This is a genomic window from Collinsella sp. An268 (genome assembly GCF_002159765.1).
Taxonomy (GTDB): Bacteria; Actinomycetota; Coriobacteriia; order Coriobacteriales; family Coriobacteriaceae; genus Coprousia.
On the sequence record NZ_NFJH01000003.1, the window covers coordinates 128,364 to 154,335 of the forward strand.

Genomic DNA, 25,972 nt, shown 5'->3' on the forward strand with positions numbered 1-25,972 from the left:
AGTAGCCGCGGAATCGCGCGGCCTTCTGACCAGCGCTTTTTCCAAACACGGCACACTTCTCTACTATGAGGGGGCGCTCTAAACCGTGCACTAGAATGAATAACCCCCCTCCCTCACCCGCCAAAAGCAGAGGCTCCCGAGCGAAAACGCTCCCGAGAGAGCGGCCTGAACGGCGCACGGGGCGCGCTTTGCGCTGATTTGCAGGGCAGCGCACCCGCCGCACGAGAACGTGAGACAATCGAGGCGAACTACACGAGATAAGGGATGCCATGCCATCGTCACGCCGTAAACGGCTCGCCGCCGCCAACCACCAGACCGACCCGCGCGCCAACAGCACCCATACGCCCTCGGGCCGCAAGCGCGCGCGTACCGCGCGCAAAGGTACCGGCGCAGCAGATAAGCCCAAGACGCAGGCGGCGCCCTCCTCGCACCGCGCCCGCAAAGACGCCGCAGGCCCCTGCCCCCTTATGCACGAGTGCGGCGGCTGCCTGTGGCTCGGCATGCCGTACAAAAAGCAGCTCGCCCGCAAGCAGGAGACCGTCGATGAGCTGACGGCACCGCTCCTGGTCGCACAGGGATGGGACGCCGCGCCCCTGCCTATCCTCGGAATGCGCACGGACATCGACGCCGCGATGCGCGCATCCGGCTACGACCCGCTCCGCAACGGCACCGTAACCGCGGCAGACGGTAAGCTGCCCGCGCCCCGCGCGTTTCGCTACAAGGCGGCGACGCCCTTCGCTCCGGGTCCCGACGGCGCGGTGCGCGCGGGCTTCTACGCGCGCGGCACGCACGACATCGTCGCCGTGCCGGCATGCGCTGTCGAGGCGCCCGGCGCGCGGCATCTCCTGAACGAAATCGCCCGCCTCGCCGCGGAGCTCGGTATTCCCGCCTATGACGAGGACCGTCGCCAGGGCACCCTCCGCTACGCCGTCCTCCGCTGCGGTTGGAGACGCAACGAGGCCATGCTCACGCTGGTGACCGCGCAGCGCGACGTGCCCACCCTGAGCGAGCTCGCCCGCGCGCTCACGCAGGTAGAGCCGCGCCTCGTCTCGATCGCGCAGAACATCAACGGCCGCGTGGGCAACGCCATCCTGGGTAGCGAGACGCACATCGTCTGGGGCGCGCCGTGCATGCGCGACGAACTTTTGGGCTGCACGTTCGAGATCTCGCCCACGGCGTTTTACCAGACAAACCCCCAGCAGACCGAGGTGCTCTACCGCCTCGCCCTCGACGGCATGGACCTGCGCGCCGGCGACACGCTCGTCGATGCGTACTGCGGCAGCGGCACCATCGGCATCACCGCCGCCCACGCCGCGCGACAAGCGGGCAGAAACATCTCGCTCATTGGTGTCGAGCGCAATCCCTCCGGCATCGCCGACGCCGCGCGCAACGCGGAGCTGAACGGGCTTTCCGACCGCTGCTCGTTTGTGGCAGAAGATGCGACGAGCTACCTCAGGCGCGCCGCAGGCGAGGGGCTCGCGGCAGACGTCATCGTGCTCGACCCGCCGCGCGCCGGCTCGACGCCGGAGTTTCTCGCGGCGGCGGCCGCCATCGGCCCGCGCCGCATCGTGTACGTAAGCTGCAACCCCGCAACGCAGGTGCGTGATCTTGCCGAGCTGGGACGTGCGGGCTACCGGCTCATCCGCCTCACGCCCGTCGACATGTTCCCGCATACCGACCACATCGAGACGGTCGCCGTCCTGGAGCGCGCCTAGGCTCAGGCCGCCAGGCTCTCGAGCCACGCGATGTAGACGCTCGGGTAGTGCGCGTAGAGGATCTCCCACGGATTCACGCGCATGGCGACGGTCGAGACCACGGTGGCAACGCCCGCCGGCGTCATGAGGTCGTCGAGCGACCGCACCGCTCCGGAGATATCGGCGGTAAGGTCGGCAATCAGGAGCTCGTCTTCTGGGTTATAGGGCGAGGGCGCGCCCATGACCTCGGCAAAGGCCTCCTCCATGGCGGCGTGGCGCGTCGCAAAATCGGCCGAGGTCACGCTCGGGAGCGCCACATCGACGCCGTAGCGCACATACCCCCAGGCCTCAAGCGGCAGGTGCGTCATGATGTCCGCGGGGTTGGCGATGTTGAAGATGCTCGCATACCGCGCGTCCGCGGCGTCGGCGGAGACCGTCGTCGCCGGTGAGGCGTACGTGTACGCGCGGACGCCGTCGCCGGCGGCGAGTCCGATGAGCGCTCGCGTGCCCTCGAGGCCGGCCAGCTCGTCGAGCGCGCCGGCTGCCACCAGATTGGCGATGGCGCCGCCCCGGCTGTGCCCGACCAGCAGCAGCTCGACCGAACGGCCCTCCTGGTGCGCACGCTTCACGCGGGGTGCAAGCGCCCGGGCCACCTCGGCCGCCGCCTCGCGGTATCCGGGGTGGTCGTCGTCGCTATCGACGGCCAAGTTGCTCAGCCACTCCGACCCGTAGCTGCCGCGCACACTCACCACCATGAGGTCACGCAGCGTGCCATCCGCGCCCACCATGCGCTTCTCGGCAATGCCGTAGGCCGCGCCGTCGGCTTCCTGCGTGACCAGGCTCAGCGCCTCGTCGATAACCTCGCTGCGATAGCGGTACGACGCGGTCGACACGTCGGTGAAACCGAGGGCGGAGAGGCCGAGCTCCATGTAGGGCAGGCACGTGTTGCCCGCCTGGTAGTAGCCCGACTCCGCGTAGGCGAGCGTGGCGATAACGGCGCCCGCGGCCGCAAGCTCGGGGTTGTAGACGGTGCGATCGGCGTCGAACCAAGCATCATCCCACGTAACGGCCATGGTGGTCTCGCCATCGTCCGGAACGGCGAAGTCGGTGAACGCGATATGCGCCTCAAAGCGGCCGGTGCGCGCGAACTCGTCGCCCCATGCGGGCGTCGCCGCAAGCACGGGGGCATCCACCGCACCGAGCCCGCGCTGGCGCAGGCAATGCCGGGCGTAGAGCGTCAGCGCGCCGATGAGCGCAAACACCACCAGCACAAACCCCACGGCCGCCGCGATGCGCGCGAGGGTCCGGCGCACGGGGTGCGCCGCTGGGGCGGCATGCTGGGGGCGATGGCGCACGGGACCTCCCTGGGGGCTCGGATGCTTACACGGGGATACGCCGGCGGCGCGGGCAGACTGACGGCGCGAGAGGCACGCCGGGCCGCGCGGATGCGGGACGCTTTGCCCCGAGAGCTTACCAAGTCCGCATGAAGCCCCTGTGAGCGCGCGGCTTACCGTTTGGTAAGACAGGCGAGCGGTCGTTTTTGCACGGCGAACGGTTCACTACCCGTGCCGCCCCGCGGTGCGCGGCGCCTTATGCCGAGGGGCCCGCCGCGTACTCCTCCGGCGCGAGCTCGCGTCCCTCGACGTAGTACACGTGCTCTCCCGCACACCGCCGGCAGTACACGCGGCCATCGCGCTCGATGGCGCGCCCGTCGTGCACGCGCTCGCCGCACCCGTCGCACACGAGCGTCTTGCGCGAGCCGCTCGGCAAGTCCTCCGGGGCGAGGTCGGGCAGCTCAACCTCGTGCACGTGAAAGAGCATCGCGTCCGGAACCTCGGCAAAAAACGCCACCGGGTCCGTCCCGTGACCGCAATGCGGGGCGTCCGTGCGCTGCGAGATGCGGATAGCGCGCCCCGTGGCCATATCGTAGAAGCTCGCGGACATGATGCCGTAGTCATACCATTTGAGGCGGCGGCGGCCAATGTGGCAGTTGGCCACCACGGTGACGGCATCGGCAAGGCACCGATCGCACTCCACAAAAGCCACGAGGTCGCGGTAGGTGTCCGCATCGTCGATACCAAAATAGGTGAGCGCAAGGCGCGCCATGCGCGTGCCGATGACCTGGCCTCCGCACAGGTGCCCGTGGAAGGCGACGGCGCGCTCGAGGTCCTCTTCAAACGTGCGCTTGAGCATGGGGGTCCTTTCTTACGGCAGCCGGGCGCAGGTGCCGGGGCTGCACCGATGGATGACGGGATGGAGCGGGGGCGGGGGCGGGCCGAAGCTAGAGCTCGAAGCCGGCTGCGGCGAGCGCGCCCACGAGCGCCTCGCGGTTGCGGTTCATGATGAGCTCCTCGGGGAAGTGGATCTCCTCGAGCAGGCGCTCGGCGTGAGGGAACTGCCCGATGGCGGGCGCGATGTGCGCATCGCTCGACACCACGATGCCCACGCCCAGCTCGGCGGCGCGCTCGGCGATGGCGCGGCACGCCCCGTGATGCCGGCGGCTCTCGAGGCTGTGGTTGTTGATCTCGATGAGCTTATGGTGCGCGCGGGCGCAGTTGAGAACCTCGTCGACGTCAAACGGCACGCCGGAGCGCCCCGCGTGACCGAGCACCAGCACGTCGGGACGCTCGAGCACAGCGGTGTACATGCGCGTGGTCTGGGCGACGGTCGCGCCGTCGGCGAAGGAGCCGTTGTGCACGCTCGCGATGAGGTAATCGAGGTCGCCCACAACCCGCTCGAACAGGCTCTTGTCCGCCCGGTACGCGTGGCCGACGATGCTCTCGGGACAGGCGATATCCTCGGCAAAGAGGCCACCCTCGAGCGAAACGATATCGACCTCGGCGCCGCGCAGCAGCATGACGCCATCCCACACGCGCGGCCAGATGCCCTGGTTCAAGAAGAACTGGAAGTTGCGGATGTGCTGCTCGGGGTAGAGCATCACGCTGAAGTGATCGGCCGAGCCCAGAAGCTCGAGCCCGGCGGCGCGGGCGGCGGCAACGTTCTCGGCAATGGTCGAGTACGCGTGGCGCGACGCCAGCGTATGGGTGTGGATATCGGCGGCGATGGTATAGGGCACGGGCGCCCACCTCCCTAACGGATGAGAACAGCCGGACGGCATGGGCCTATTGTCTCACGAACGCGGTGCGCGAAGGCCGCTCGCGCGAGGGCGCATGCCCGCGCTGCCGCCGCGGGCCCGGGGCGGGCGCGCCGCCGTGCTCTAGCGGTAGCTCTCTGCCAGGGCCTGCCAGGCCGGAAGCGACCGCTCGATGGTCTCGGGCGCGACGCAGTAGCCCACGCGCACCCAGCCGGGCACGCCGAAGCTGTCGCTCGGCACCGGCAGCAGCTCAAAACCGCGGGCGCGCTCGCAGAAGGCCTCCGCATCGGGCTCGAGCGCACGCACCCACAGGTAGAAGGCGCCATCGGGCTCCACAAAGGTGTAGCCGTACGCGCGCAGCGCATCGGTGAGCAGCTCGCGGTTGCGCGCATAGGCCGCCACATCGGTGGGCGTGTCCACGCAGTCGATCACGACGCGCTGGAAGAGCGCCGGCGCGCACACGAACCCGAGCGCCCGCGCCGCGCCCGCCACGGCGGCCATCATGCGGCGGGCGCCCTCGCTCACCTGCGGCACGAGAACCCAGCCCACGCGCTCGCCCGGAAGCGACAGCGACTTGCTGTAGGAGTAGCACACCACCGTGTGCTCGTAGAGCGCCGGCACCCAGGGCACCTCGGCGCCGTAGGTGATCTCGCGATACGGCTCGTCGGAGATGAGCACGACGGGCTGCGGGTGGCCGAGCTCCTGCTCGCGCGCCGCGTTGACCTCCTCCAGAACCTCGGCGAGCTCGGAAAGCGTCTCGCGCGGGTAGATGGCCCCGGTGGGATTGTTGGGCGCGTTGATGATGACGGCGGCCGTGCGGGGCGTGATGGCCGCCGCAACCGCACCGGGCACCACCTGGAAGGTCTCCGGATCCGCCGGGACCTCGACGCAGACAGCGCCCGCCGTCTCTATCCACACCCGGTATTCGGGGAAGTACGGGGCGATGACGATGACCTCCTCGCCCGGGCACACCGCCGCGTGCAGCGCGATGGAGACCGAGGCTGCCGCGCCTACGGTCATAAAGACGTCCGAGGCGGTATAGGTCGTCCCAAAGCGGCGGTTAAGCGACGAGGCCACGGCGGCACGGGCCGCCGGCAGGCCGGGCGCGGGCGTGTAACCGTGGAGCTCGGCGGCGGGCACCTCGGCAAGCGAGCGGGCTATGCTCTCTTGCACGGCCGCCGGTGCGGGGATGCTCGGGTTGCCCAAGCTGAAGTCGAAGACGTTCTCGGCGCCGATCTCCTCCTTGCGTGCGCACGCGTACGAAAAGATCTCGCGGATCTTGGAACTCTCCGCCCCAAAGGCATACATCTGCTCGTTGATCATGGCTGGCCTTCCTTTCGCATGGCGGCGCGGGGCGCACCGGTCCTCAAAGCTCGCCCTCTATTGTAGAAAACGCAAAACGGGGCAGCCTGGGCTACCCCGTTTCGTAACGTGATGCGCGCGGGCGCGTTAGGCGCGCGCGTCCTCGATAGCCTTGACCACCGTTTCCTGCAGCGCCGCGAGGTTCTCCTCGGAGGGGATCCACTGCTGGGCGATCACGGGGCTCGCCATCTGGAACTTCATGTTCTCCATCTCGGTAAAGACCTGCTTGGGGCCGAGCGGCGCCCAGCCGTAGCTGCCAAAGGCGATGCCCGTGCGCTGGCTGTTGTTGGGCGAGAGGCCGCGCATATAGGTGAGGAAGCTCGCCATGGTGGGCATCATGTTGGAATTGAGCGTGGGCGAGCCGCAGGCCACGTAGCGTGCGTCGCACAGCTCGAGCATGATATCGGAGATGTGCGTGTGCTTGACGTCGATGAGCTTGGCGGGCACACCCTCGCGAATGAAGGCGTCGGTGATCTCGCGCGCCATGGCCTCGGTGGAATGCCACATGGAGTCGAAGACCACCACGGCCTTCTCCTCGGTCTGATAGGTGCTCCACGCCTGGTACTTCTCGAGGATCTCGGCGATGTGGCTGCGCCAGATCACACCGTGCGACGGGGCGATCATCTTGATGTCGAGCCCGCCGAGCGCCGCCATGGCCTTCTGCACCTGGGCGCCGTAGGGCCACACGATGTTGGCATAGTACTTCTTAGCCTGCTTCATAACCTCGCAGAGGTCGCACTCGTCATCGAAGCGCTTGGTGGTGGCGTAGTGCTGGCCAAACGCGTCGTTGGAGAAGAGGATGCCGTCCTCCGGACACCAGGTGACCATGTTGTCCGGCCAGTGGACCATCGGCGTCTGCACGAAGTGGAGCGTGCGCGCGCCGATAGAGATGGAGTCGCCGGTCTTGACGCCCTCGACCTCGATGCCGTAGTGGGCGCGAATCTCGTTCACGCCGGCCGGGGCCGAGGCGACGATGCGCGCGTTGGGCGCGAGCTCGTGGATCTTGGGCAGGCTGCCGGAGTGGTCCATCTCGACGTGGTTCGTCACCACGAGCTCGATCTTGGCCGGGTCGACAACCTGGCTGATGCGCTGGACAAACTCGTCGGTAAACGTCGCCTTCGCCGTGTCGATGAGCGTGACGGTCTCGTCCATGATGAGGTAGGCGTTGTAGGTGATGCCCTGCTCGGTGGTGTAACCGTGGAACGAGCGCTCGTTCCAGTCGATGCCGCCGACCCACCAGATCTTGGGGGAAATCTCGATTGCGTTGAGCATAACGCGTCCTTTCTGCCGCCGCAGGCGGCGGCGCCGCCGATGACAGCCATGTTTTGCGGTTCGCGCTCCATCATAGCACGCGCTCAGAGGGGGCGTTTGCCATGGCTCGGGCAACAGAGATTATGCGTAAATTGCTATCGTCATAGAGTCATTTACCGAGCGCCCCGGACGCCTCCCCACCGCTTTTTGCTCACGCCTGCGGCTTGCGGCCGCGCGGCTTGCTGACGAGTCCCTCGGCGCCGTCGGCGCGGTACTTGCGGCACCACATCTTGACGGAGGACTCGCTCGTCACGCCGTAGGCGATCATCACCTCGCGCACGGACCTGCCCTTTTCCACGCGGTCGCGCGCACAGGCGATCTTGGTGTCGAGGTCGTAGGACCGGTGCGTCGAGCCACCGTTGAGCACGGCATCGCGCCCGCCGGCCGCAAAGGCGCGCGCCCACTGTCGCGCCGTCGCCGCCGGTATGCCCAGCTGTGCCGCGAGCGCCCGCTGGCTGATCCCCTCTTCGAGCGCCTCGACGGCGCGCAGGCGCACCGCCTGGTTGTAGGTTGTCCGCTTGCCCTCTGCCATGCCATCACTCCCGTATCGAAACGCGAGAGTCATTCCGGGTCGCCCGCGTTTATTGCATGCTTCTGGCATCGTACCCCCTTGTAGTAAAGATTCAGTAAGGGGTGTTTGCAGTTTACGAGAAGATGACGTTCGCCGTGCACGCATGCGGTATCGTCAACGGCGCCGCCGGGGGTCCCGGCGCGCGCACGCCAACACCCGCCGCCCGTCCGGGCGCTCGTCCGCGAGGAGGTACGTATGATCACCTGCTACATGACCGACATCAACGGTGCGCTCGTCACCGTCGACACGCCAGAGGCCGGCGCTTGGATCAACGTGGTCTCCCCCACACCCGAGGAGAGCGCATGGCTCGAGCGAGAAATCGGCGTGCTGCCGGAGTTCGTCCGTTCCGCCCTCGACGAGGAGGAGACCTCGCACATCGACTACGACGACGACGTCAACCAGGCCCTCATCATCGTCGACTACCCCTGCGCCGAAGACGCCGAGGATATGCAGGACCCGGCGATGCTGCAGTACACCACGATGCCCATCTCGTTTTTCTCCCTTCCGGCGAAAAACCTCGTCGTCACGCTCAGCCTGCAGGACAACCCCATCGTGACCGACATGGCCGCAGGCCGCGTCCGCGGCCTCAACACCCGCCTACGCACCCGCTTTTTGCTGCAGATGCTCCTGCGCGTATCGCAGAGCTACCTCATCGCACTGCGCCGCATCGACGCGCTCTCCACCAAAACCGAGCAGCGCCTGTACGGCTCCATGCGCAACGAGGAGCTCCTGCAGATGCTCTCGCTCGAGAAGTCGCTCGTGTACTTCTCGACGTCGCTCAAATCCGCCGAAGTCACGCTCAACAAGATCATGCACGGCCACCTCATCACCCTGTATGAGGACGACCAGGATCTGATGGACGACGTTATGATCGAGGTCCATCAGGCGCAGGAGATGTGCAACATCTATTCCAACATTCTCTCCGGCACCATGGACGCCTACGCGAGCGTCATCTCCAACAACCTCAACATCGTGATGAAGGTGCTGACGGTCCTCACCATCGTGATGGCCATCCCCAACATGATCTTTGGCTTTTGGGGCATGAACGTCGATTTGCCCTTTGCTGCGTCGCCCCTGTTCAACACCTGGGTGTTCCCGCTGGTGCTCGCCGTTGTCCTCTGCCTTGTGTGCGCCTACATCTTTAAGCGTAAGGGACTCTGGCACTAGGCACCGACGCGAGGGCGCACGCGCCGCAAAACCCTACGGCAACGTGAGCGAACTGCCGCACGCCAGGTAGCGCACCCGCGGCCCGAGCTCGTCGCGCAGGTGCGCAAAGGCGTCGAGCCCCGTGCAGTGAAACGTGTAGTAGCACGCGGGGCGCCGTGCGAGCTCGCGGGCGAGTGCCGCCACCGTCTGAGCGTCTGCCGAGGTCCCCGCCGAGGGCGCCATCAGATGGAAGCCCGCCACCACGGCGTCGAGCGGTGCGGCGGCGATGCGCTCCGCCTCCGTCATGATGTTCAAGATGCCGGCATGCGAGCACGCCGAGATGAGCACCCGGCGCCCGTCCTCCTGCACCAGCAGGCTCTGCTCGTGCGCAAAGTCATCGAGAACGAGGGAGCCGGTTGCGGCGCCCCGCATAAAGAGCCGGTTGTTTGAGGCGGGGGCCGGATAGGCGCGCGACGGGATCGCAAACAGCGTCAGGCCGGGGGCGATCCGGTGTCGGGCGCCCGTTGTCACGATGCGCGGGCTCGCAGCGAGACCCGCGTCGAGGCTGATGTCATGATGCGCCGCGACCGTACCCGAGAGATGCTCGTCAAAGGCATGCGGGCGCACGTACAGGGGAGTCGATGCCGCGCGCGTCGCCGCCAGATACGCGCCGAGGCCGCCGCCATGGTCGGCATGTCCGTGGGAGAGCACGGCCGCGTCCGCCGTCCCGACGTCGATCCCCAGCGCCGCCGCGTTGGCGAGCGCGCTCCCGTCAGGCCCCACGTCAAATAGCACGCGGCGCCCCGCGGCCTCGATCCAGAGTGCGAGACCATGGCGCGCCGCGAGGCGGCTGGAGGGCGTGGCATTCTCCACGAGCACCGTGATCCTCATGCGCTGCCCTCCCAACCGGGATTTTACTTGTTCACCTGACCGGCGCGCACGGCCGCCTTCTTGCGGTCGGTCGCGTTCAGGATGCGCTTGCGCAGGCGGATGTTCTTGGGCGTGATCTCCACGAGCTCATCGTCGGTGATGTACTCGAGCGCCTCCTCGAGGGTAAAGGTGCGCGGCGGCGTGAGCTGCACGGCGATATCGGCGGTCGAGCTGCGCTGGTTGCCGAGGTTCTTGGTGCGCGCGATGTTGACCACCATGTCACCCGGCTTGTTGCGCTCGCCCACGAGCATGCCCTCGTAGCACTCGGTGCCCGGCTCGACAAAGAGCTGGCCGCGCTCCTGCAGCGTGCCGAGGGCGTAGGCGACGGCCTTCTCCGTCGTCATCGAGATCATGGCGCCGTTGTTGCGCCCGCCGAGGTCGCCCGCATACGGGCCGTACTCCAAGAACGTATGGTAGAAGACGCCCTCGCCGTGGCTCACGTTCAGGATGCGGTTCTTCAGGCCCATGATGCCGCGGGTGGGGATGCGGAACTCGATGTGGGTCACCGTGGAGCCCGCATGCATGCTCGTCATGGTGCCGCCGGCGTTGCCAAAGACCTCGATGACCTTGCCCGCGTACTCGTCGGGGCACTCGACGACGGCCTGCTCGATGGGCTCGAGCTTGTTGCCGTGCTCATCGGTCTTGATGAGGACGCGCGGACGGCCCACCTGGAACTCGAAGCCCTCGCGGCGCATGGTCTCCATCAGCACGGACAGATGGAGGATGCCGCGTCCCGAGACCTCGACGCCGCTCTTGTCCTCGAGCTCCTCGATGCGCATGGTCACGTTGTTCTCGGCCTCCTGGGCAAGGCGCTCCTTCAGCTGGCGCGCGCCCACGATGTCGCCGTCGCGGCCGACGAGCGGCGAGGTAGACGCCTCGAACACGACCGAGAGGGTCGGCGGGTCGATCTCGATGGGGTCGAGATGCACGGGGTGCTCGGGGTCGGTGTAGACGTCGCCGATGTCGGTGTGGTCGATACCCACCACCGCGGCGATGTCGCCGGCATGGACCTCCTCGCACTCGGTGCGGCCGAGGTAGTCGAAGGTATAGAGCTGCTTGACCGTCGCCGTGGCGCTCGAGCCGTCATTCTTGACGACGAGGATCTGGTCGCCGTCGTGAATGGTGCCCGAGTACACGCGACCGATGCCGATGCGGCCCACATAGCTCGAGTGGTCGATGGTCACGCACTGCATGGCGAGTGGCGCGGCCTCGTCCACCTCGGGCGCGGGCATCTCGTGGACGATCATGTCGAGCAGGGGGTACATGTTGTCGCCGTCGGCCAGCGGATCGAGGCGGGCATAGCCGTTCACCGCGGAGGCGTACACCACGTGCTCCATGGCAAACTCGAGCTGCTCGTCGGAAGCGCCCAGGTCGGCCATAAGGTCGAGGCAATCGTTGTAGGCGCGCTCGGGCTCCGCACCGGGGCGGTCGATCTTGTTGATCACAATCATGATCTTGAGGCCGCAGGCGATGGCGTGGGAGAGCACGAAGCGCGTTTGGGGCATGGGACCCTCAAACGCATCGACGAGCAGCAGCGCCCCGTCCGCCATCTTGAGCACGCGCTCGACCTCGCCGCCAAAGTCGGCGTGGCCGGGGGTGTCGATGACGTTGATCTTGACCCCCTTGTACTCGATAGAGCAGTTCTTGGCGAGAATGGTGATACCGCGCTCGCGCTCCTGATCGTTGGAGTCGAGCACGCGGTCCTCAACCTGCTGGTTGGCACGGAACGCGTCCGTGGCACGCAGGAGCTTGTCGACGAGCGTGGTCTTGCCGTGGTCGACGTGGGCGATGATGGCGATGTTTCTCAGATTCTCGACGCGCATGTAGTGCTCCTTGCCTCGTTCTATCCTCAAGCTGCCCGGCCCGCGTCCCTCCGCTGCGCCCTCAGCTTCGTGCCTCAGAAATCGGGCGCAGCGGAGGGACGCGGGCCGGGCCATCCGGGTCGCAAACGGTACCCTATCATTTGCGCATCGGACCCTTCAGTGCCTGAAAAGAATGGCAGGTCGACCGCATCGAACCCTTTAGCGCAAACGGTTCTAATAGTAAACGATGTGCCGGTCAGCGGTTGTTTTCGTTCTGTAAGCGCAAATGCACTCCACACGCGCACATACAAGCCCAGGACCTCCGGATTCGGCGCGGCCTCCTCAGCACAACGCCGCTCCAGTGCTTCCGCCAGCTTTCCATCGTCTTTCCAGCAGTTTTCCATCATGGAAAGCCAGATGGAATGTTGCTGGAAAGCTCTGGGAAGCCGACGGCACGGATGCCGGGCGCATGTTTGTTTTCCTAGATGAGCGGGGGCTCCTCGCCCGCCGGCTCGGGGTCGGCCCATCCGAAGGCATCGCCCGCACCGGGGTTCTCGTAGAGCACGTACGCCGAATATCCCACCGGTAGCGCCCGCTCGTAGAAGCTCACGAGCACCGCATCGTGGTAGGCGCCGTCGAGCTCGACCGCGCCGGTACAGGCGATGGCGTAGCGATCGATGGCTGCCAGGTGCTCCCCCGCGTTGCCGCGCGCGTTCTGCACGATGAACGCCTGCGCCGCCTCCAGGCAGGCCTCCTCGCCGTCATCGGTGAACACGGCCTCGATGCGCCCCGAGCCCGCGTCCTCGGCACAGGCGGCCGTGCCCGGGTCGCGCCCCTCGGCCAGCTCGTCGAGCATATAGCCGATAAGATCGCAGACCATCTCGTCAAGCGCGGGCGACACGGCGCCAGAATTGTGCTGCTGATGAGCCATGTTGCGCATCCTCCTCGGGCGTCAGCGAGCGGGACGCCGGTGCGCGGCGCCGCCTAGTAGCAGGGCCATTCTAGCACGGCTGACACCGGCGCCACGGGAAAGACGGGCGAGCTCCGCACGCAGGGCAGCAGACCGCGATGCCCCCTACGCGCGGGCGCGGCGCGCGATATCTGCCGCGGCATCACGCTGACGCAAGAGGTTGCGGGCGCGACGCTCCAGCACGTTGATCTGGTTGGTGAGCATGACGACGTCGACGATCCCCCACACCACGAGCATGGACGCGACCGAAAAGACGAGGGTGCCGACGGTCCCGCGCATGCGCGACGTGACGAGCATCACGCCGCCCGCCACCGCCGCGAGCGAGCCCATGCCCCGGCGCCGCTCGCGCAGGGTGCGCGCCTGACCGACCACGGTGAGCCGGGCCGTCTCCGCCGCATGCGCGCGCGCCTCAGCCTCGAAGGCGATGTCCGCCGTCGTACGGGGGCGCGAGGCACCTGTTCCGGTACCGCCCCGCGCTCGCGATGCGGACCGGCCGCGGCCCGCGCCCTTGAGAAGGACGTCCCGCGCCTCGTTGACGGCGCGCATCTGCGCCTCAGCACGGGCGCGGAGCTTGGCGTTGTCGGGAAAACGGTCGGGGTGCAGCATCTGCGCAAGCTCGCGGTAGGCAATCTGAATCTCGTCGCGCGTGGTGCCCGGCTTGAGCCCGAGCACGCTGAGCGCCTCATCTTGCGTCACGGTGCACTCCCTCCCTTGTCGTATCTCGGATGCGCCCTCCCATAGTAGCAAAGCGGACGACCAAGCCGGCAACGACGCGCGAGAGGCCGATCCCTATAGAGAAACGGACGCCCAGCACCGCATTCACGCAGCAGAGAGCGTCCGCTTCCACGTCCCTATGCGGTGTACCGCCAGACGCGCTCGGAAAAGTGCGCCTGCCGAGCACCGGCTTGCTCGCCCTAGCCATCGGGCGCCAGAGGGAAAACCGGCGCCCGAGAGCAAGGGTCGGTAAGCCCAGATAACCTTTGACGGGAGAGTCGAGCATCGGGCTCCGGTGAGACGAGGGCCCTAAACGCAGACGATATGAGCTGAACATTGGGCCCTCCCCCTGTCGCGGATCCGTGGGTCGGGCGACAATGGTCGTACCACCAACCGTGGCCGCGCGCCACATGCGACGGAGGAGGGCACCATGTCCAATTATGTCACAGCCATCGGCCTCGACGTCCACGCCCGCAGCATCAAGGCCTTCGCCCTGAACCCCATGACCGGCGAGTGCGAGCGCGCCTCGTTCGGCTACGACCCCGCGGCGGTCGCCGAGTGGGCGCTCGGCTTCGATTCGCCCAGGGCGGTCTACGAGTCGGGCGTCACCGGCTTCCACCTCTGCCGCGCGCTCAGCGCGCTCGGCCTGGAGTGCGTCGTGGGCGCCGTCTCCAAGATGCAGCGGCCCGCCGCCGACCGGGGCAGGAAGAACGACCGGCGCGACGCCGAGTTCCTGGCGCGCCTGCTCGCCACCCGCAACGTCGTCGAGGTGTGGGTCCCCGACGGGCGCACCGAGGCCGCCCGCGACCTCTCGCGCGCCCTCGCCGACGCGCGCGACGACCTCCAGCGCGCCAAGCAGCGGATGTCCAAGTTCCTGCTGCGCCACGGGCACGTATTCGACGAGGCCACGCCGACGGGCGCGCGCAAGGGGAACTGGACGCGCGCCTACTGGAGGTGGGCCGACGCGATCGAGTTCGACGAGCCCGACGACGCCGCGGCCTACGAGCACTACCGCGACTGCGTGAGGCGCTGCCAGGAGGCGCGCGACGCGCTGGCGAGGAGGGTCGCCGAGGCGGCCGGGCGCCCGGGGTGGAAGCCGGTCGTCGACGCGCTCAGGCTCGTGAAGGGCATCGACGTCGCCACCGCCTTCCTGCTCGCCTGCGAGGCGGGCGACTTCTCGAGGTTCCGAACGGCGCCCGAGTTCGCCTCGTGGTGCGGCCTCGTGCCCTCGGAGCACTCGAGCGGCGAGACGTCCTCGAGGGGAGGGATCACGCGCGCGGGCAACGCCCACGTGCGCTCCGCGCTCGTCGAGGCGGCCTGGCACGTGCCGATGTCGTCGCGCGAGCCCAAGCCCCTCGCGCCCGGCCAGGAGGCCGCGCCCGCGGTCAGGCGCCACGCGGCCAAGTGCAACCGCAGGCTCCAGGACCGCAGGGAGGCGATGGAGGCGGCCGGCAAGCGCCCCGTCGTCGCCAACTGCGCCACGGCGCGCGAGATGGCGTGCTGGGTCTGGGCGATAGCGGGGATGGCGTCCGCGTAGCGGCGCCGCCCGGACAACGGGGTCCGACCCCGGGAACCGCCGCCGTTCGAGGCCGTTGGGAGGCCACTCGAGTCCTTTTTTATGGGCAGCGGGAGACCGCCACGCCCGCCAGCAGACTTCGGCCGAGGCCCCCAGCCGTAGCAACGAAATGCGCAGCCGGAGAGGCCACGCGCGGATATTAGAATGCCGGACGTGCGTCGAACAGACACGCCCTCAGGCGGCAGCCAGCCCGGGTGAAGATAGGTAGGCCCGACCGGTCGCGGTAGCTCCGCGGGCGGTCGGGCCGGTTTTGCCTCTTGACAATGTTCAGCTCATATTAAAAAAGGGCCCCACGTACGTGAGACCCTAGAATTCGTGGTGGAGGTTAGGGGGATCGAACCCCTGACCTCAGGCTTGCAAAGCCCGCGCTCTCCCAGCTGAGCTAAACCCCCGTAGTAATAAACACCCCAGCGGCGACTCGGCTCTCGCTGGGGTGTTTATTGCGAAAGGAATGGTGGACCTGACAAGATTCGAACTTGTGACCTCCCGGTTATCAGCCGGACGCTCTAACCAACTGAGCTACAGGTCCAACGCACTTGGATATACTAGCCCGTCCGGGTAAGGTACGTCAACAACAAATTTGGGGCAGCGCCAACTTTTTTTCACTCGTAGAGTCTTCGTGGAGACGCGCGGTCGGGCACCGGGCGGCGGCACCGCAGAAGCGCCGCTTGCCACCGCGCTGAGCTGCACGGTCAGATGCCGCTGGATATCGGTTTGCCGCACCTTGGACGCACGTGGATTCCTCCTACCGTTTGGTTAGACACCCGGGCGTATGCTCTTCCGCCCTATTCACGGAGGGAAGGAGCGCCCATGAGACCTCATCTGTTCCACCCCTATCGGCGAGCGCCGCGCGGGCCGCGCGACCAAGATGCCGGACTGTCGCCCAAACATCCCCGCAGTGTCGGTACGTCCCCGCACGGCACCCGGCGCCGCAGCGTGCGGCTCTTTCGCCTTGCGGGCATAACGGCCCTCGCCCTGAGCCTTGTCGCCACGCTGCAGGCCGCCCTTGCCGCCTACGCCGCGCCCGGGCAGACCATCGACCAGGCCCTCGGCTGCACCCGGTCGATCCAATCGGTGCTCGAGAGCCATCTGAATGACGGCTACTACCTCGGCACGCCCTATGGCAACCAGGGACCGGGCATCTACGGAGACATCACTACCAGCGACGCCTGGTGGCCCAACGGCAACCCCAAGCCGGGCGTGGGCGCGTACATGAACTGCGCCGGCTTTGTGACGGCGGTCGTGCGCGAAGCGGGCGGCGACACCTCGCCCGTGGCGGCGCACGTCTCGTCCATCGGGTACCACAAGGGCAACGAGTCCAATGCCAGCCAGTGGTACGGATTTGCCAACGATTGCGGCCTTTTGGCCGGCCAGTACAACACAAAGGAGGAGATGCTCGCCTCGGGCATCCTGGAGAAGGGCGACATCATCTACATTCACCCCACCACCTTTGGGGGCGATAACGACTGCCATATCATGTTCTTCTGGGGCTCGAACCCCCATGAGGACCTCGCGTGGCACTCGGCGCTGCACGGAGACGGCGTGATCGCCGGGTCCTCGAGCAACGGCAACATGATCTCGCGCATCACGCCCAAAGGACCCGCCGCCTTCTACCAGGTCTTTAAGGTGCAGCATTCCGTTGAGGTGACGTTTCAGAAGGTGAGCTCGCGCGACGACATCGACGTCACGCTCGACGCCTATCAGCTCGAAGGCGCCACATACGAGATTCGCCGCGCCGCAGACGATGCCTTGGTCTCGACGATCACCACCGATGCCGCGGGCACCGCGACGCTCGCCCTGGAGCCCTCGTGCGCCTACTACGCACAAGAGGTGACGGCGCCTCAGGGCTATGTGGTAAACCCCGAGCGCATCCCATTCAACACCGGTGAGACGACCTCGGTCGAGTTACCGGACGCGCCGGGCACCCTCACGCTGCGTATCCAGAAGAAGGATGCCGCCACCGGTGGGGAGGCGCAAGTGGGCGCGTCGCTCGAGGGCGCAACCTATCGGCTCGTCGACGCGGGAGGCGTCGCGCATACCGTCGTCACCGACGCTGACGGCGAGCTTACGTTTGACAACCTGCCCTTGGGCGAGGTGCGCGTGACTGAGGAGGAGGCGCCCGTTGGATACCGTCTCGACCCCACGCCGCGCACCTACACCGTCGACCCGCGCGAGCTGCCCGAGACGGGCGTGATCGAGCTCACCCCGGCCGACGACTTTGTCGAGCTGCCCATCGCCTTCGACCTCGACCTTGTCAAATACCGCGATACGGGCTCGGATGACTCGGGCCTGCAGCAGCCTGCCGAGGGGGTGCGCTTCGACATCATCTCGGGCACGACGGGCGAGGTCGTCGGCTCGATCACCACCGATGCCGACGGGCGGGCGTCCACCGCGGGCGCATGGCTTGGCGCGGGCGAGCGCGTCGAGGGAATCTCCGGCGCCCTCCCCTTTGACCGGGGCGGATACACGGTGCGCGAGGCGCCCGAGACCGTACCCGAGGGGCATCGCCCCGCACCCGACTGGCACATCGCGCCCGAGGAGATGGTCGATGGCACCACCCTCAAGTACACCATCGACAACGAGCGCGTCACCAGTCGCCTGCAGATCGTCAAGGCGGATACCGAGACCGGGCGCACCGTGCCGGCGGCAGGCTTTACATTCCAGCTGCTGGACACCGACCGCAATCCTATCTCCCAGGAGATCTGGTATCCCAACCACACCACGGTCGATCGGTTCACCACCGACGAGACGGGCTCGGTCACGCTGCCCGCCGCCCTTGAACCGGGTACGTACTACGTGCGCGAGATCGAGACGGTGCCGCCGTATCTGCTTGCCGACGAGGACCTCACGTTCACCATCTCGCCTGACGCGTCGACTCCCGAGCTCACGGTAATCACGTTCGGAGACGAGCAGGCCTACGGCCGCGCCCACCTCCAAAAGACATGCGCCGCGGCCCCCGATAAGCCCGCGCCCGCACCCCAGACGCTCGACGGAGCCGCGCGCGAGACGGAGGGCGCCGGCGACACCTGCATCTGCCAGGGCATGGCGGGGGCGGAGTTTGACGTCGTCGCACTCGACGATGTGATAGGGCCCGACGGCACCGTATATGTCCTCGCGAACGAGGTCGTCGACCATGTCGTTGTTGATGAAAGCGGCGAGGCGTACACCGGCGAGCTGCCGCTCGGATGCGGCGAGGCCCGCTATGCCCTGGTGGAGACCGTCGCGCCCGCGGGCCATGTGCTCGACCCGACACCCCATGAATTCACGCTGTCCTACCTCGACCCGTACACCTCCGTGGTGGAGGCCGGCATCACCGTGGAGAACGCCCCCACCGAGGTGACGCTCGACAAGTGCGCCCTCGGTGACGAAACACCCGTTCCCGGCGCCGTCTTTGAGCTGTGGCGCGCAGAAGACGATGTCTTAGCGCCGACGGAGGATGAAGGGGCCGCACCCGTCGTGACCGGTCCCGCCGAGGGCACCACGCGCGAGTTCACCACCGATGCGAACGGCCACCTCAGCATCACTCATCTGACGGAGGGCGCCTATCGCCTGCGCGAGAAAGATGCGCCGAAGGGCTATCTTGTCGATGACACCATCCGCTTCTTTACCGTCGACAGCGACGGCCTGGTAGAGGGACTGCCCCTGCTCGCTATGAGTGCGACCGACGATTACACCAAGGTCGACATCTCCAAACGCGACGTGACGGACGAGAGCGAGGTCCCCGGTGCGCACCTCGCCGTCTACGACGCGAACGACGAGCTTGTCGAATCATGGGTCTCCACGGAGGAGGAGCACCGCCTGACGCGTTTGGAGCCCGGCACCTACACGTTGGTTGAGGAGCTCACGCCCCACCACTACGACCAGGCGACCTCCGTCACGTTTACCGTAGAGCCGACCGGCAGCGTCCAGCGCGTCGTGATGTACGACGAGCCCATCAGCGTTTCCGGCGAGATAGACAAGCGCCAGCAGATAGCCCGGCCCGTGCATGAGGGCACCGAACCGGACGCGCTCGTGGACGAGGGCGGGACCAACCGCGCGCCGGCGCAGGAGGACGTTGCGGGGGCGTATGCGTACGCCGTCGACTTCCGCTCCACCAGCAGCACGTGGGTAGACGAGCTTACCGTCACCGACCATCTCGATGCGGTGACAGAGGGTCTTGCAGAGCTGACGGCGATCACCACGCCCATCGCGTTTGAGGACTACGACGGCCTCTGCAACGTCTGGTATCAGACCGATCAGACCCCGGTGGACTATATCGACCCCTCCAGCGCCAATGCGACGCGCTCGGACGGACACGTGAACCCCTGGCTTGACGACGAGACGACGGCGGCGCTCCTCGGTGATGACGCTCGCGCGCTCGATTACACCGGATGGCGTATGTGGGCAGGGGATGTCCCCACCAACGAGGCGCGCGACCTCGCCGTCGCCGACCTCGGTCTGGCAGAGGGAGAGCGCGTTACCGCGGTGCGCATCGAGTTCGGACGCGTTGAGGAGGGCTTCACCTCGCGCAGTGACGGGTGGGACCGCGAGCTCATCGATGATGAGCACGACGACCTTGCAGTGTGGGAAGAAAGCGAAAACGAAGCTCCCCTCGTCTTGCGCATGCGCGCGACGGACGCCTACCGGGAGGGAAGCGTTCTAGAGAACAGCGCTCAGGTAGACCTGTATCGCAATGGCGGCAACACCGCCGACTTTGAGGAGCTGGAAGACCATGACAGCGATCGGGTGGTCCAGCAACCGCGAGGCGCACTTTCGCTGCTGCCCCAGACGGGCCTTTCTTCGCCGGTACCGGCCCTGCTCGTAACGGCGCTGGGCGCCGGTGCCCTCTGGACATGGGCGCAGCACCGGACGGTCGGCGGGCCGAAACCGCATCCGCGTGCGGGCCGCACCACCCCGCACAGAAGGCGCCACTGATGCGCAGCGGTTCCGGCCGGCAGCGTCTCACCACGGGCCTTCGTCTTGCCGCTGGGGCCGCCTGCGTGGTCTGCGTCTGCGCGCTCGGTTCGCTGAGCGCGCAGGCCGGGCTCGCCGCGGATGCTTACCGCGACCTCGCCCCGCGCGTCGGTAGCGGCCCCGCTTCTGCGGGGCCCGCCCGCTCCTGGCAAGATGACCTCCCGCGCGCAATCGCTTGGCTCGAGGTGGAGGGGACGCCTATCTCGTATCCCGTTATGATGCCCGATGAGGGCGAGGCCGCTCATTTCTACCTCGATCACGACGCGTGGGGCTCGCCCTCGCCTTGGGGATGCCCGTATCTGGACACGCGCTGCGAGCCGCAGGCCGCGCATCGGCTGGTCTATGGCCATAGCACGGGCTTCGACTCCCTCATGTTCGAGCCCCTGAGGCGCGCGTACACCACCGCCGTGTTCAACGGGATAGGTTCTGCGCGATGGACAGACCGCACGGGGGCCTCCGTTGCATACGAGCCACTCTGTGCGCGGCGCGTGCCCGCCGACTTCGCTCCCATCCAGCAGTTCTCCCTCTCCGAGGACGAGGCAGGGCCCTTCGCGCTCGCCCTTGCCGGCGAGGCGTCTGTACGAGCGGAGGGCTGGCGCGAGCAGGCGATGCGTGCCGGCAGGGTCCTCACCCTTGCAACTTGCGCCGGCGCGCAAACGGGGACCGACGAACGGACGCTCGTCATCTTCACGGCCACCGATGCGTGAGCGCTCCTCTTAACCCCGTGGACCACGCCGCAGAACACCGCATCGGTATACCGTAGCCCCGTTCCCAACAGGGGTATAAAGGCGACAACTGGACGCGGCGGGGACAGGCTGTAGTCCCCACCATGTCCGAGCGGCGCGGGGAGGAAGGACCGATCATGACGACGCATGCAAAGGCGCAGCCTGATGCGCGCAAAGACGCACTCGATGCGCTGGGCTCATCCGGCTATGGCCTCTGCATCGTACTTCTGCTCAGTGGAGAATTCCTCATCCTATCCATGTTGGACGAGCTCGTCTTCCACTCGCAGCCACCTTATCTGCCGGGCTGGATACTGTGGATAGTCCTTGAAGTTGTGATGACCGTGCTCATCTGCCGCGTCATCTGGATCGTGCGCCACGGTGGCCGGGTCGGTGCGTTTCAGGAATCAGCTGCGGGGCGCGCCCGCGCCAGAAAGACCCGCATCGTGTTTGCCGTCGGTCTAAGCGCCGTGCTCATTGCGGCATACGGCGTCCACTTTGTCGACCGCAAGCAGGTCATGGCGGGCGAGAAGGAGCGCGCGGCCGCCACCCTCTCTGCCATCGAGACCGCGTTTGAGGATGCGGGCTTCTACGCGTACGGCGACCTCCCCATTGCGGTATACGACCCCGCCGGCTACAGCATGAACGGCGCCTTGTATATGGATGAGGGCGACCAGAACACCCAGGTGCGCGTGAACGTCGACAACGAGGGTGTGGTGACCGAAGTCATCTACGACATGGATGTCGACCCCGCGCTCCCGCTCGAGGAGAACCTCGTGCGGGCCGAAGCGAGCCTAGATGCCATGCACGAGGTCGTATCCAACCTCGACGTACCCTTCGAGCAGCCGGGCCTCGCCTCGTACGGCGCCCTTCCCGAGCCGTTTTGCCAAGCCTTCTTAGCCGGCTCCCCTTATGAGGAGATCATTATGCATCCATCCGACCTTGGGAGCTCCGAAGGCGCCTATATCCACGCCGCCTTCTGGACCTTCTCTGAGGAAGACTGGATAGATAACCTCGGCGCGAGCATCCAATTGCAGCTCGAATGCGATGGGTAACCGCGCGAGCACAGCCCCATCGTTTGCGCGGCAACAAGCCGGTACCGCATCGGCGCCCCTGCCCGCGGCATCGCGGGCACATTCCCGTGCAACGTTGCGCTAAGGATGTTGCACCAAGGTATCGGGAAGAAAAACGGCGGAGCGCTCGCAGGGGCACTCCGCCGTTATCGTATCTGGGCAGCCGTTGCGCTACGCGTTATTGAGTAGTCGCTCCATCAGTCGCCGCGGCATCGGCAGCGCCCTCGTCTGTCGCCGCCGCATCGCCCGAGAGGTCCGCATCGATGCTGTTCATATCGTCGGCATGCTCCTCCTCGCTGGCGACGCGCTCTTCACGCACCGAGTCGGGCGTAGAGCCTATGACGCCGACCACATACGAGGCGCCCAGACCCAAGGCGATGGCAAGCGCCGTGAGGATGAGATACAAAAGCCAATGCCTTCTCAGATACGACAGCACGCTGGGCCCCCTTGTTACGAACGGCGGATGACCTCGGTCACCACGTCCGCCACGCGGTTGATGTTATCGACGTCGACGGAGAGCGGCAGGTCCTCCTCGCTATGCGAGCAGGCGAGGCACGGCCCGTCCACGCCGGCGATGGTGAGCGAACGCAGGCTCATGTTCATGGCCACGTAGGCATCGGTCGCAAGATAGGGCATGTCGACAGCGCCGAACTCATGATGGAACGCGCCGGACACCTTGCGGACGAGGTTCATGATGCGCTTATCGCCCTTGAGTACGCGGTGGTCGCCCTCGGTGGAGAGCATAGCGATCTGGCCGGCGCCCACGCACTCGAGGTTGATGAGGAAGACGCCGCGCAGCTTGTCGCGGTGCGTCGCCAGGAACGCCTCGATGCCGGCGTTGCCGTACTCGGAGGCACCGGTCGCCACGAACCAGATATCGTGACCGAGCAGCTCGTCGTCACCGAGCGAGGTGACGGCATCGCGCAGCTCGTCGGCGCTCACGCCGGCAGCCCCGGTGGCGCCGCCCTTCCAGTCATCGTTCTCGAAGTTATCCCACGAGCCGATGTCGCGGCCGGAGCTCTTCGCGTCGAAGTCGTCGCCGAGGCCCAGGTACTCGCCCATCGAGGGCTCCTGCTGCTTCTTGCGGCGGAAGAGGCCGCGGCGCTTCTCCTCCTGCGGACGGGAGATGGCGGGCGCATCGGCGCTCAGCACCTCAAAGGGGCTTGCCGCCGGCTCCGGAGCCGCGGGGGCAGCGGGCGCGGCAGGTGCCACCGGTTGAGCGGGGTCGATGACCGAGAAGCTGCGGCCCGCGCCGGACTGCTGCGCCGGAGCAGGCGCCTGAGCGGTCTGACGCGACGCCGTCGCCCCGCCAGAGCCAGACGCGCTCTGCGGCGCGAAGGGATCGGCCTCGGGCGCCGAGGGATCGGGCAGATCGAAGAGGGACGCGCGGCTCGCCGCGCTCGGCTGGTTGAGCGAAGGCTGCTGCGGGTCGGGCACCGTCAGCGGCATACGGCGACCGGCGGCGGGACGCGGCGGGTTGATCTCCGCCATCAGCGAGTCGACCGTCTCGTCCGGGCGCTGAGCCTCCGAAACCGCCGTGGCGTCTGCCGTGCCGGCAACCGGCTGAACCGTAAAGGCAACCGTCGCGCCCGTCAGCGGCACGTCTCCGCCCGCAACGGGAGCGACGGCAGGCTCTGCCGGCGTGCTCTCGTCCGCCGCGGCCTCCGCGGCATCCGCCCCGCCGGCGGGCGCGTCCGCCACGGGCTCGTCGCCCTCGCCGGGCGCCTCGGTCCCATCGGAGGGCACCTCGTCTACCGGCGCGGGCGCACCGGCAACCGTCTTCTCGAGCGAGGCCGCGACCGCCTCGTCGTCAATCGGCGCGTAGGCGACCGTCGGCTCGTCGACCGCGGGCTCGGCGGTCTCCTCCGACGCACCTGCACCGTCGGTGACAGGGCTCTCGACTTCGTCCGCCGGCATCTGCTCGTCGACAGTGGACTCGGGCGCCTCCTCATCCGCAGAAGACCCAATGCGCCCGGCGACGTCGTGCGCGACGCCCTCGAGATGCGACAGCGCGCTCTTGCCGCGGCTCAGAGCCTCACCAAAGAAGCGCGCCGCGGTGGCGCCCACCTGCGAGAGCGTCTCGACCACGTTGCCGCCGCGGCCGCCAAAGCGCGCAAGGCCGGTCGCCTCGTAGGCGGAAGGCTGGTAGTCGAACGCGTAGTCCTCATCGTCGTAGGCGGCTTCCCCGTCGTAGTCGAAGTCGTCGTCCTCGTCGTAATCATCTTCGTCGTAGTCGTCTTCGGCAAAATCCTCATCGCCGTAGGCGTCGTCATCTTCCGCGTAGGCGTCTTCGTCGTCGAGACCGCCCTCGGCATCATCCTGCTCCGTCGGCGCGGCGGGCGCAGGCTCATTCTCGACTGCCTCGGGCGTCACGGCGGAGACGGGCTCCTCCGCGGCGATCGGGGCAGCTTCGACGACCGGGGCGGGCTCCGCGGCGGGCTCGACAGGCTCAGGCTCGTCGTATTCGATCACGCAGCTCGCCGGCACCATGCCGAGGGAGCGCAGGGTATCCACACCGTAACGATAGTTGCCCTCAGCGTTTACCAGAACCGGCTCCGGGGCGGACGGCGCCTCTGCGACGGCATCCTCGGAAACCTCCGCGGCACAAGCATCGGCCGGAGCCTCCTCGGGAGCGTCTGCAACCTCATCGGCACCCGACGCGTCGGCGGAAGCCTCGGCGACCCGCCCCTCGTCCGCGGGCTCCTCTTCCACCTCGATGAGCTCTGCCGGAGCGGGGGCCGCTTCCTCCTCAGCCGCAAACGAGGCCGTCTCGCCGGTCGGCTGCATCTCCATCGCCTGCGTGGCGCCCAGGTCGACCACGGGCTCGGCGGCGTCGGCGGCAGTTCCGGCAGCAGCACCGGCGGCAAGAGCCGCGCCCGCGCCTGCCGCTGCAGCACCGGCTGCGGCGGCAAGAGCCTCGCCCGCATCCGGCGCGGGCACCGCCGCGCCCTCCGCGCCCTCCGCGGGCTGGGCGGCTGCATCGGCATCAGCCGGCACCTCGGCGTCTGCCACCGTCCCGGCGCGCTTGGCGGCGCGGGCGGCCTCGGCCTCGGCGGCGGCGCGTGCGGCGGCGGCTGCGAGGCGGCGCTGCTCGCGCATGTACTTGCCAAACGGGACGTCCTCGGGGAACTCGCGCTCGCCGCGGAACGGAGCGACGGCGTTCATGACGCCGAGCATCGCCGCGACGGACGACTTGTTGCACACGGCGCCCGTCGTATACGGGAGCACGAAACGGTTGAGAATCGTCGCGACGGCAGACGCGAGCGGCACCAGCGCCACCAAGATGGCGAGAATCCACAGGACCACCTTGGCTGCGCCCGGCAGCGGGAGCAGGCGCACGATGGCAATCACGGCCGGCACGAGCATCGCGTACGGCAGCGCCTTGACGATGATGGGGCGGTACGCCGCATAGGGCATCTGCGACAAGAGGTCCGCGCGCGGCGAGTCGTAATGGGCAACGACCACCACGGGACGGTTGCGCGGCGAGGCGAGCGGGCCGGACGCCTGATGGTAGGCGATGACGTTTTGCGAGAGCCCCGCGCCGCCCATGCGCGAGAGCGACGTCTTGCCCACGCGCTCGAGCGTAAACAGCACGCCGCCGGCAAGCGCGAGCAAAAGCCCCACCACACCGACAATCCCGCCGATGCCCATGAGCACTGCACCCACAAAGACCGCGATGCCGAGCACGGCGTTCACCATCTTCTTGGACCCGGATGCGCTGAACTCCTGCACCTCGGGCTCAAAGCCGTGCTTGCGGAAGATCTGCGCCAGATCCTCGGCGGCCAGACGCTCCTCTTCGCTGCAAGCGGGCGTGATACCCGAGCTCTGGAGCAGGTGGTTGATATAAGGGCGGACGTTTGCCATAGGGGACTCCGCATCGCTGGGTTGCAAGGCCACCCGCGCCCAAGGGCACGGGCATGGTTCGTATATAGTCGAAAGTATACCGCGAGTTAGCCATTTCGGCAGCTATCGACCGCAAGCCACAAGGCTTGTGCAGAAGAGCCCCAGGGATGCATCGTCTACAATGGACACACAAGCGCCGCCTACGGGCGGC

General features: G+C 67.3%; 18 protein-coding genes and 2 tRNA genes. 6 read left to right on the forward strand and 14 right to left on the reverse strand.

Going from position 1 to position 25,972, the window contains the following annotated elements:
* Positions 1-269 precede the first annotated feature (269 nt).
* Positions 270-1,715, forward strand: coding sequence for a 23S rRNA (uracil(1939)-C(5))-methyltransferase RlmD (gene rlmD, locus B5F70_RS03600; protein ID WP_343283719.1), 1,446 nt, complete (start codon positions 270-272; stop codon positions 1,713-1,715).
* A gap of 2 nt (positions 1,716-1,717) precedes the next feature.
* Here rlmD and B5F70_RS03605 read toward each other — a convergent pair whose 3' ends face one another.
* From B5F70_RS03605 to B5F70_RS03630, 6 genes are all read right to left on the reverse strand, one after another.
* Positions 1,718-3,049, reverse strand: coding sequence for a hypothetical protein (locus B5F70_RS03605; protein ID WP_087204197.1), 1,332 nt, complete (start codon positions 3,047-3,049; stop codon positions 1,718-1,720).
* 235 nt (positions 3,050-3,284) lie between these two features.
* Complete coding sequence (locus B5F70_RS03610; RefSeq protein ID WP_087204198.1) at positions 3,285-3,887, reverse strand: FmdE family protein; 603 nt, start codon at positions 3,885-3,887, stop codon at positions 3,285-3,287.
* A gap of 88 nt (positions 3,888-3,975) precedes the next feature.
* Positions 3,976-4,770 carry a PHP domain-containing protein gene (locus B5F70_RS03615; protein WP_087204199.1) on the reverse strand — a complete coding sequence of 265 codons (795 nt, stop codon included), beginning with the start codon at positions 4,768-4,770 and terminating at the stop codon, positions 3,976-3,978.
* A 141-nt stretch (positions 4,771-4,911) separates the two neighbouring features.
* Positions 4,912-6,111, reverse strand: a complete 1,200-nt coding sequence (locus tag B5F70_RS03620) for a pyridoxal phosphate-dependent aminotransferase (protein WP_087204200.1) — start codon at positions 6,109-6,111, stop codon at positions 4,912-4,914.
* Positions 6,112-6,237: 126 nt separating this feature from the next.
* Complete coding sequence (locus B5F70_RS03625) at positions 6,238-7,422, reverse strand: FprA family A-type flavoprotein (RefSeq protein WP_087204201.1); 1,185 nt, start codon at positions 7,420-7,422, stop codon at positions 6,238-6,240.
* A 190-nt stretch (positions 7,423-7,612) separates the two neighbouring features.
* Positions 7,613-7,993, reverse strand: a complete 381-nt coding sequence (locus B5F70_RS03630) for a helix-turn-helix domain-containing protein (RefSeq protein WP_087204202.1) — start codon at positions 7,991-7,993, stop codon at positions 7,613-7,615.
* Positions 7,994-8,227: 234 nt separating this feature from the next.
* Here B5F70_RS03630 and B5F70_RS03635 point away from each other — a divergent pair, with 234 nt between their 5' ends.
* Positions 8,228-9,199 (forward strand): magnesium transporter CorA family protein, encoded by a 972-nt coding sequence (locus B5F70_RS03635; RefSeq protein WP_087204203.1) that lies wholly within the window; start codon positions 8,228-8,230, stop codon positions 9,197-9,199.
* A 33-nt stretch (positions 9,200-9,232) separates the two neighbouring features.
* Here B5F70_RS03635 and B5F70_RS03640 read toward each other — a convergent pair whose 3' ends face one another.
* From B5F70_RS03640 to B5F70_RS03655, 4 genes are all read right to left on the reverse strand, one after another.
* The gene (locus B5F70_RS03640) at positions 9,233-10,069 is read right to left on the reverse strand and encodes an MBL fold metallo-hydrolase (protein ID WP_087204204.1); all 837 of its coding nucleotides are present in this window, start codon (positions 10,067-10,069) and stop codon (positions 9,233-9,235) included.
* Positions 10,070-10,092: 23 nt separating this feature from the next.
* The gene (typA, locus tag B5F70_RS03645; RefSeq protein ID WP_087204205.1) at positions 10,093-11,931 is read right to left on the reverse strand and encodes a translational GTPase TypA; all 1,839 of its coding nucleotides are present in this window, start codon (positions 11,929-11,931) and stop codon (positions 10,093-10,095) included.
* A gap of 460 nt (positions 11,932-12,391) precedes the next feature.
* Positions 12,392-12,841: a hypothetical protein gene (locus B5F70_RS03650; RefSeq protein WP_204557790.1), complete on the reverse strand. Its 450-nt coding sequence runs from the start codon at positions 12,839-12,841 to the stop codon at positions 12,392-12,394.
* Between the two features lie 144 nt (positions 12,842-12,985).
* Positions 12,986-13,576, reverse strand: a complete 591-nt coding sequence (locus B5F70_RS03655) for a J domain-containing protein (protein ID WP_087204207.1) — start codon at positions 13,574-13,576, stop codon at positions 12,986-12,988.
* Positions 13,577-14,024: 448 nt separating this feature from the next.
* Between B5F70_RS03655 and B5F70_RS03660 the strand changes: the two genes are divergently transcribed.
* The gene (locus B5F70_RS03660) at positions 14,025-15,131 is read left to right on the forward strand and encodes an IS110 family transposase (RefSeq protein ID WP_087204208.1); all 1,107 of its coding nucleotides are present in this window, start codon (positions 14,025-14,027) and stop codon (positions 15,129-15,131) included.
* A gap of 355 nt (positions 15,132-15,486) precedes the next feature.
* Here B5F70_RS03660 and B5F70_RS03665 read toward each other — a convergent pair.
* Positions 15,487-15,562: transfer RNA gene (locus tag B5F70_RS03665), tRNA-Ala, on the reverse strand.
* A gap of 60 nt (positions 15,563-15,622) precedes the next feature.
* A tRNA-Ile gene (locus B5F70_RS03670) sits at positions 15,623-15,699 on the reverse strand.
* A 281-nt stretch (positions 15,700-15,980) separates the two neighbouring features.
* On the opposite strand from B5F70_RS03670, the gene B5F70_RS03675 reads away from it, so the two are divergent.
* From B5F70_RS03675 to B5F70_RS03685, 3 genes are all read left to right on the forward strand, one after another.
* Complete coding sequence (locus tag B5F70_RS03675; RefSeq protein WP_087204209.1) at positions 15,981-20,084, forward strand: SpaA isopeptide-forming pilin-related protein; 4,104 nt, start codon at positions 15,981-15,983, stop codon at positions 20,082-20,084.
* Complete coding sequence (locus B5F70_RS03680) at positions 20,084-20,830, forward strand: class B sortase (protein ID WP_087204210.1); 747 nt, start codon at positions 20,084-20,086, stop codon at positions 20,828-20,830. Before B5F70_RS03675 ends, B5F70_RS03680 begins: the two co-directional genes overlap by 1 nt.
* Positions 20,831-20,985: 155 nt before the next feature.
* Positions 20,986-21,900 carry a hypothetical protein gene (locus B5F70_RS03685; RefSeq protein ID WP_087204211.1) on the forward strand — a complete coding sequence of 305 codons (915 nt, stop codon included), beginning with the start codon at positions 20,986-20,988 and terminating at the stop codon, positions 21,898-21,900.
* Between the two features lie 196 nt (positions 21,901-22,096).
* Here B5F70_RS03685 and B5F70_RS03690 read toward each other — a convergent pair whose 3' ends face one another.
* Positions 22,097-22,354, reverse strand: coding sequence for a hypothetical protein (locus tag B5F70_RS03690; RefSeq protein ID WP_143753916.1), 258 nt, complete (start codon positions 22,352-22,354; stop codon positions 22,097-22,099).
* A 14-nt stretch (positions 22,355-22,368) separates the two neighbouring features.
* Positions 22,369-25,782, reverse strand: coding sequence for a M28 family peptidase (locus B5F70_RS03695; RefSeq protein ID WP_087204213.1), 3,414 nt, complete (start codon positions 25,780-25,782; stop codon positions 22,369-22,371).
* Between the last annotated feature and the right edge of the window lie 190 nt (positions 25,783-25,972).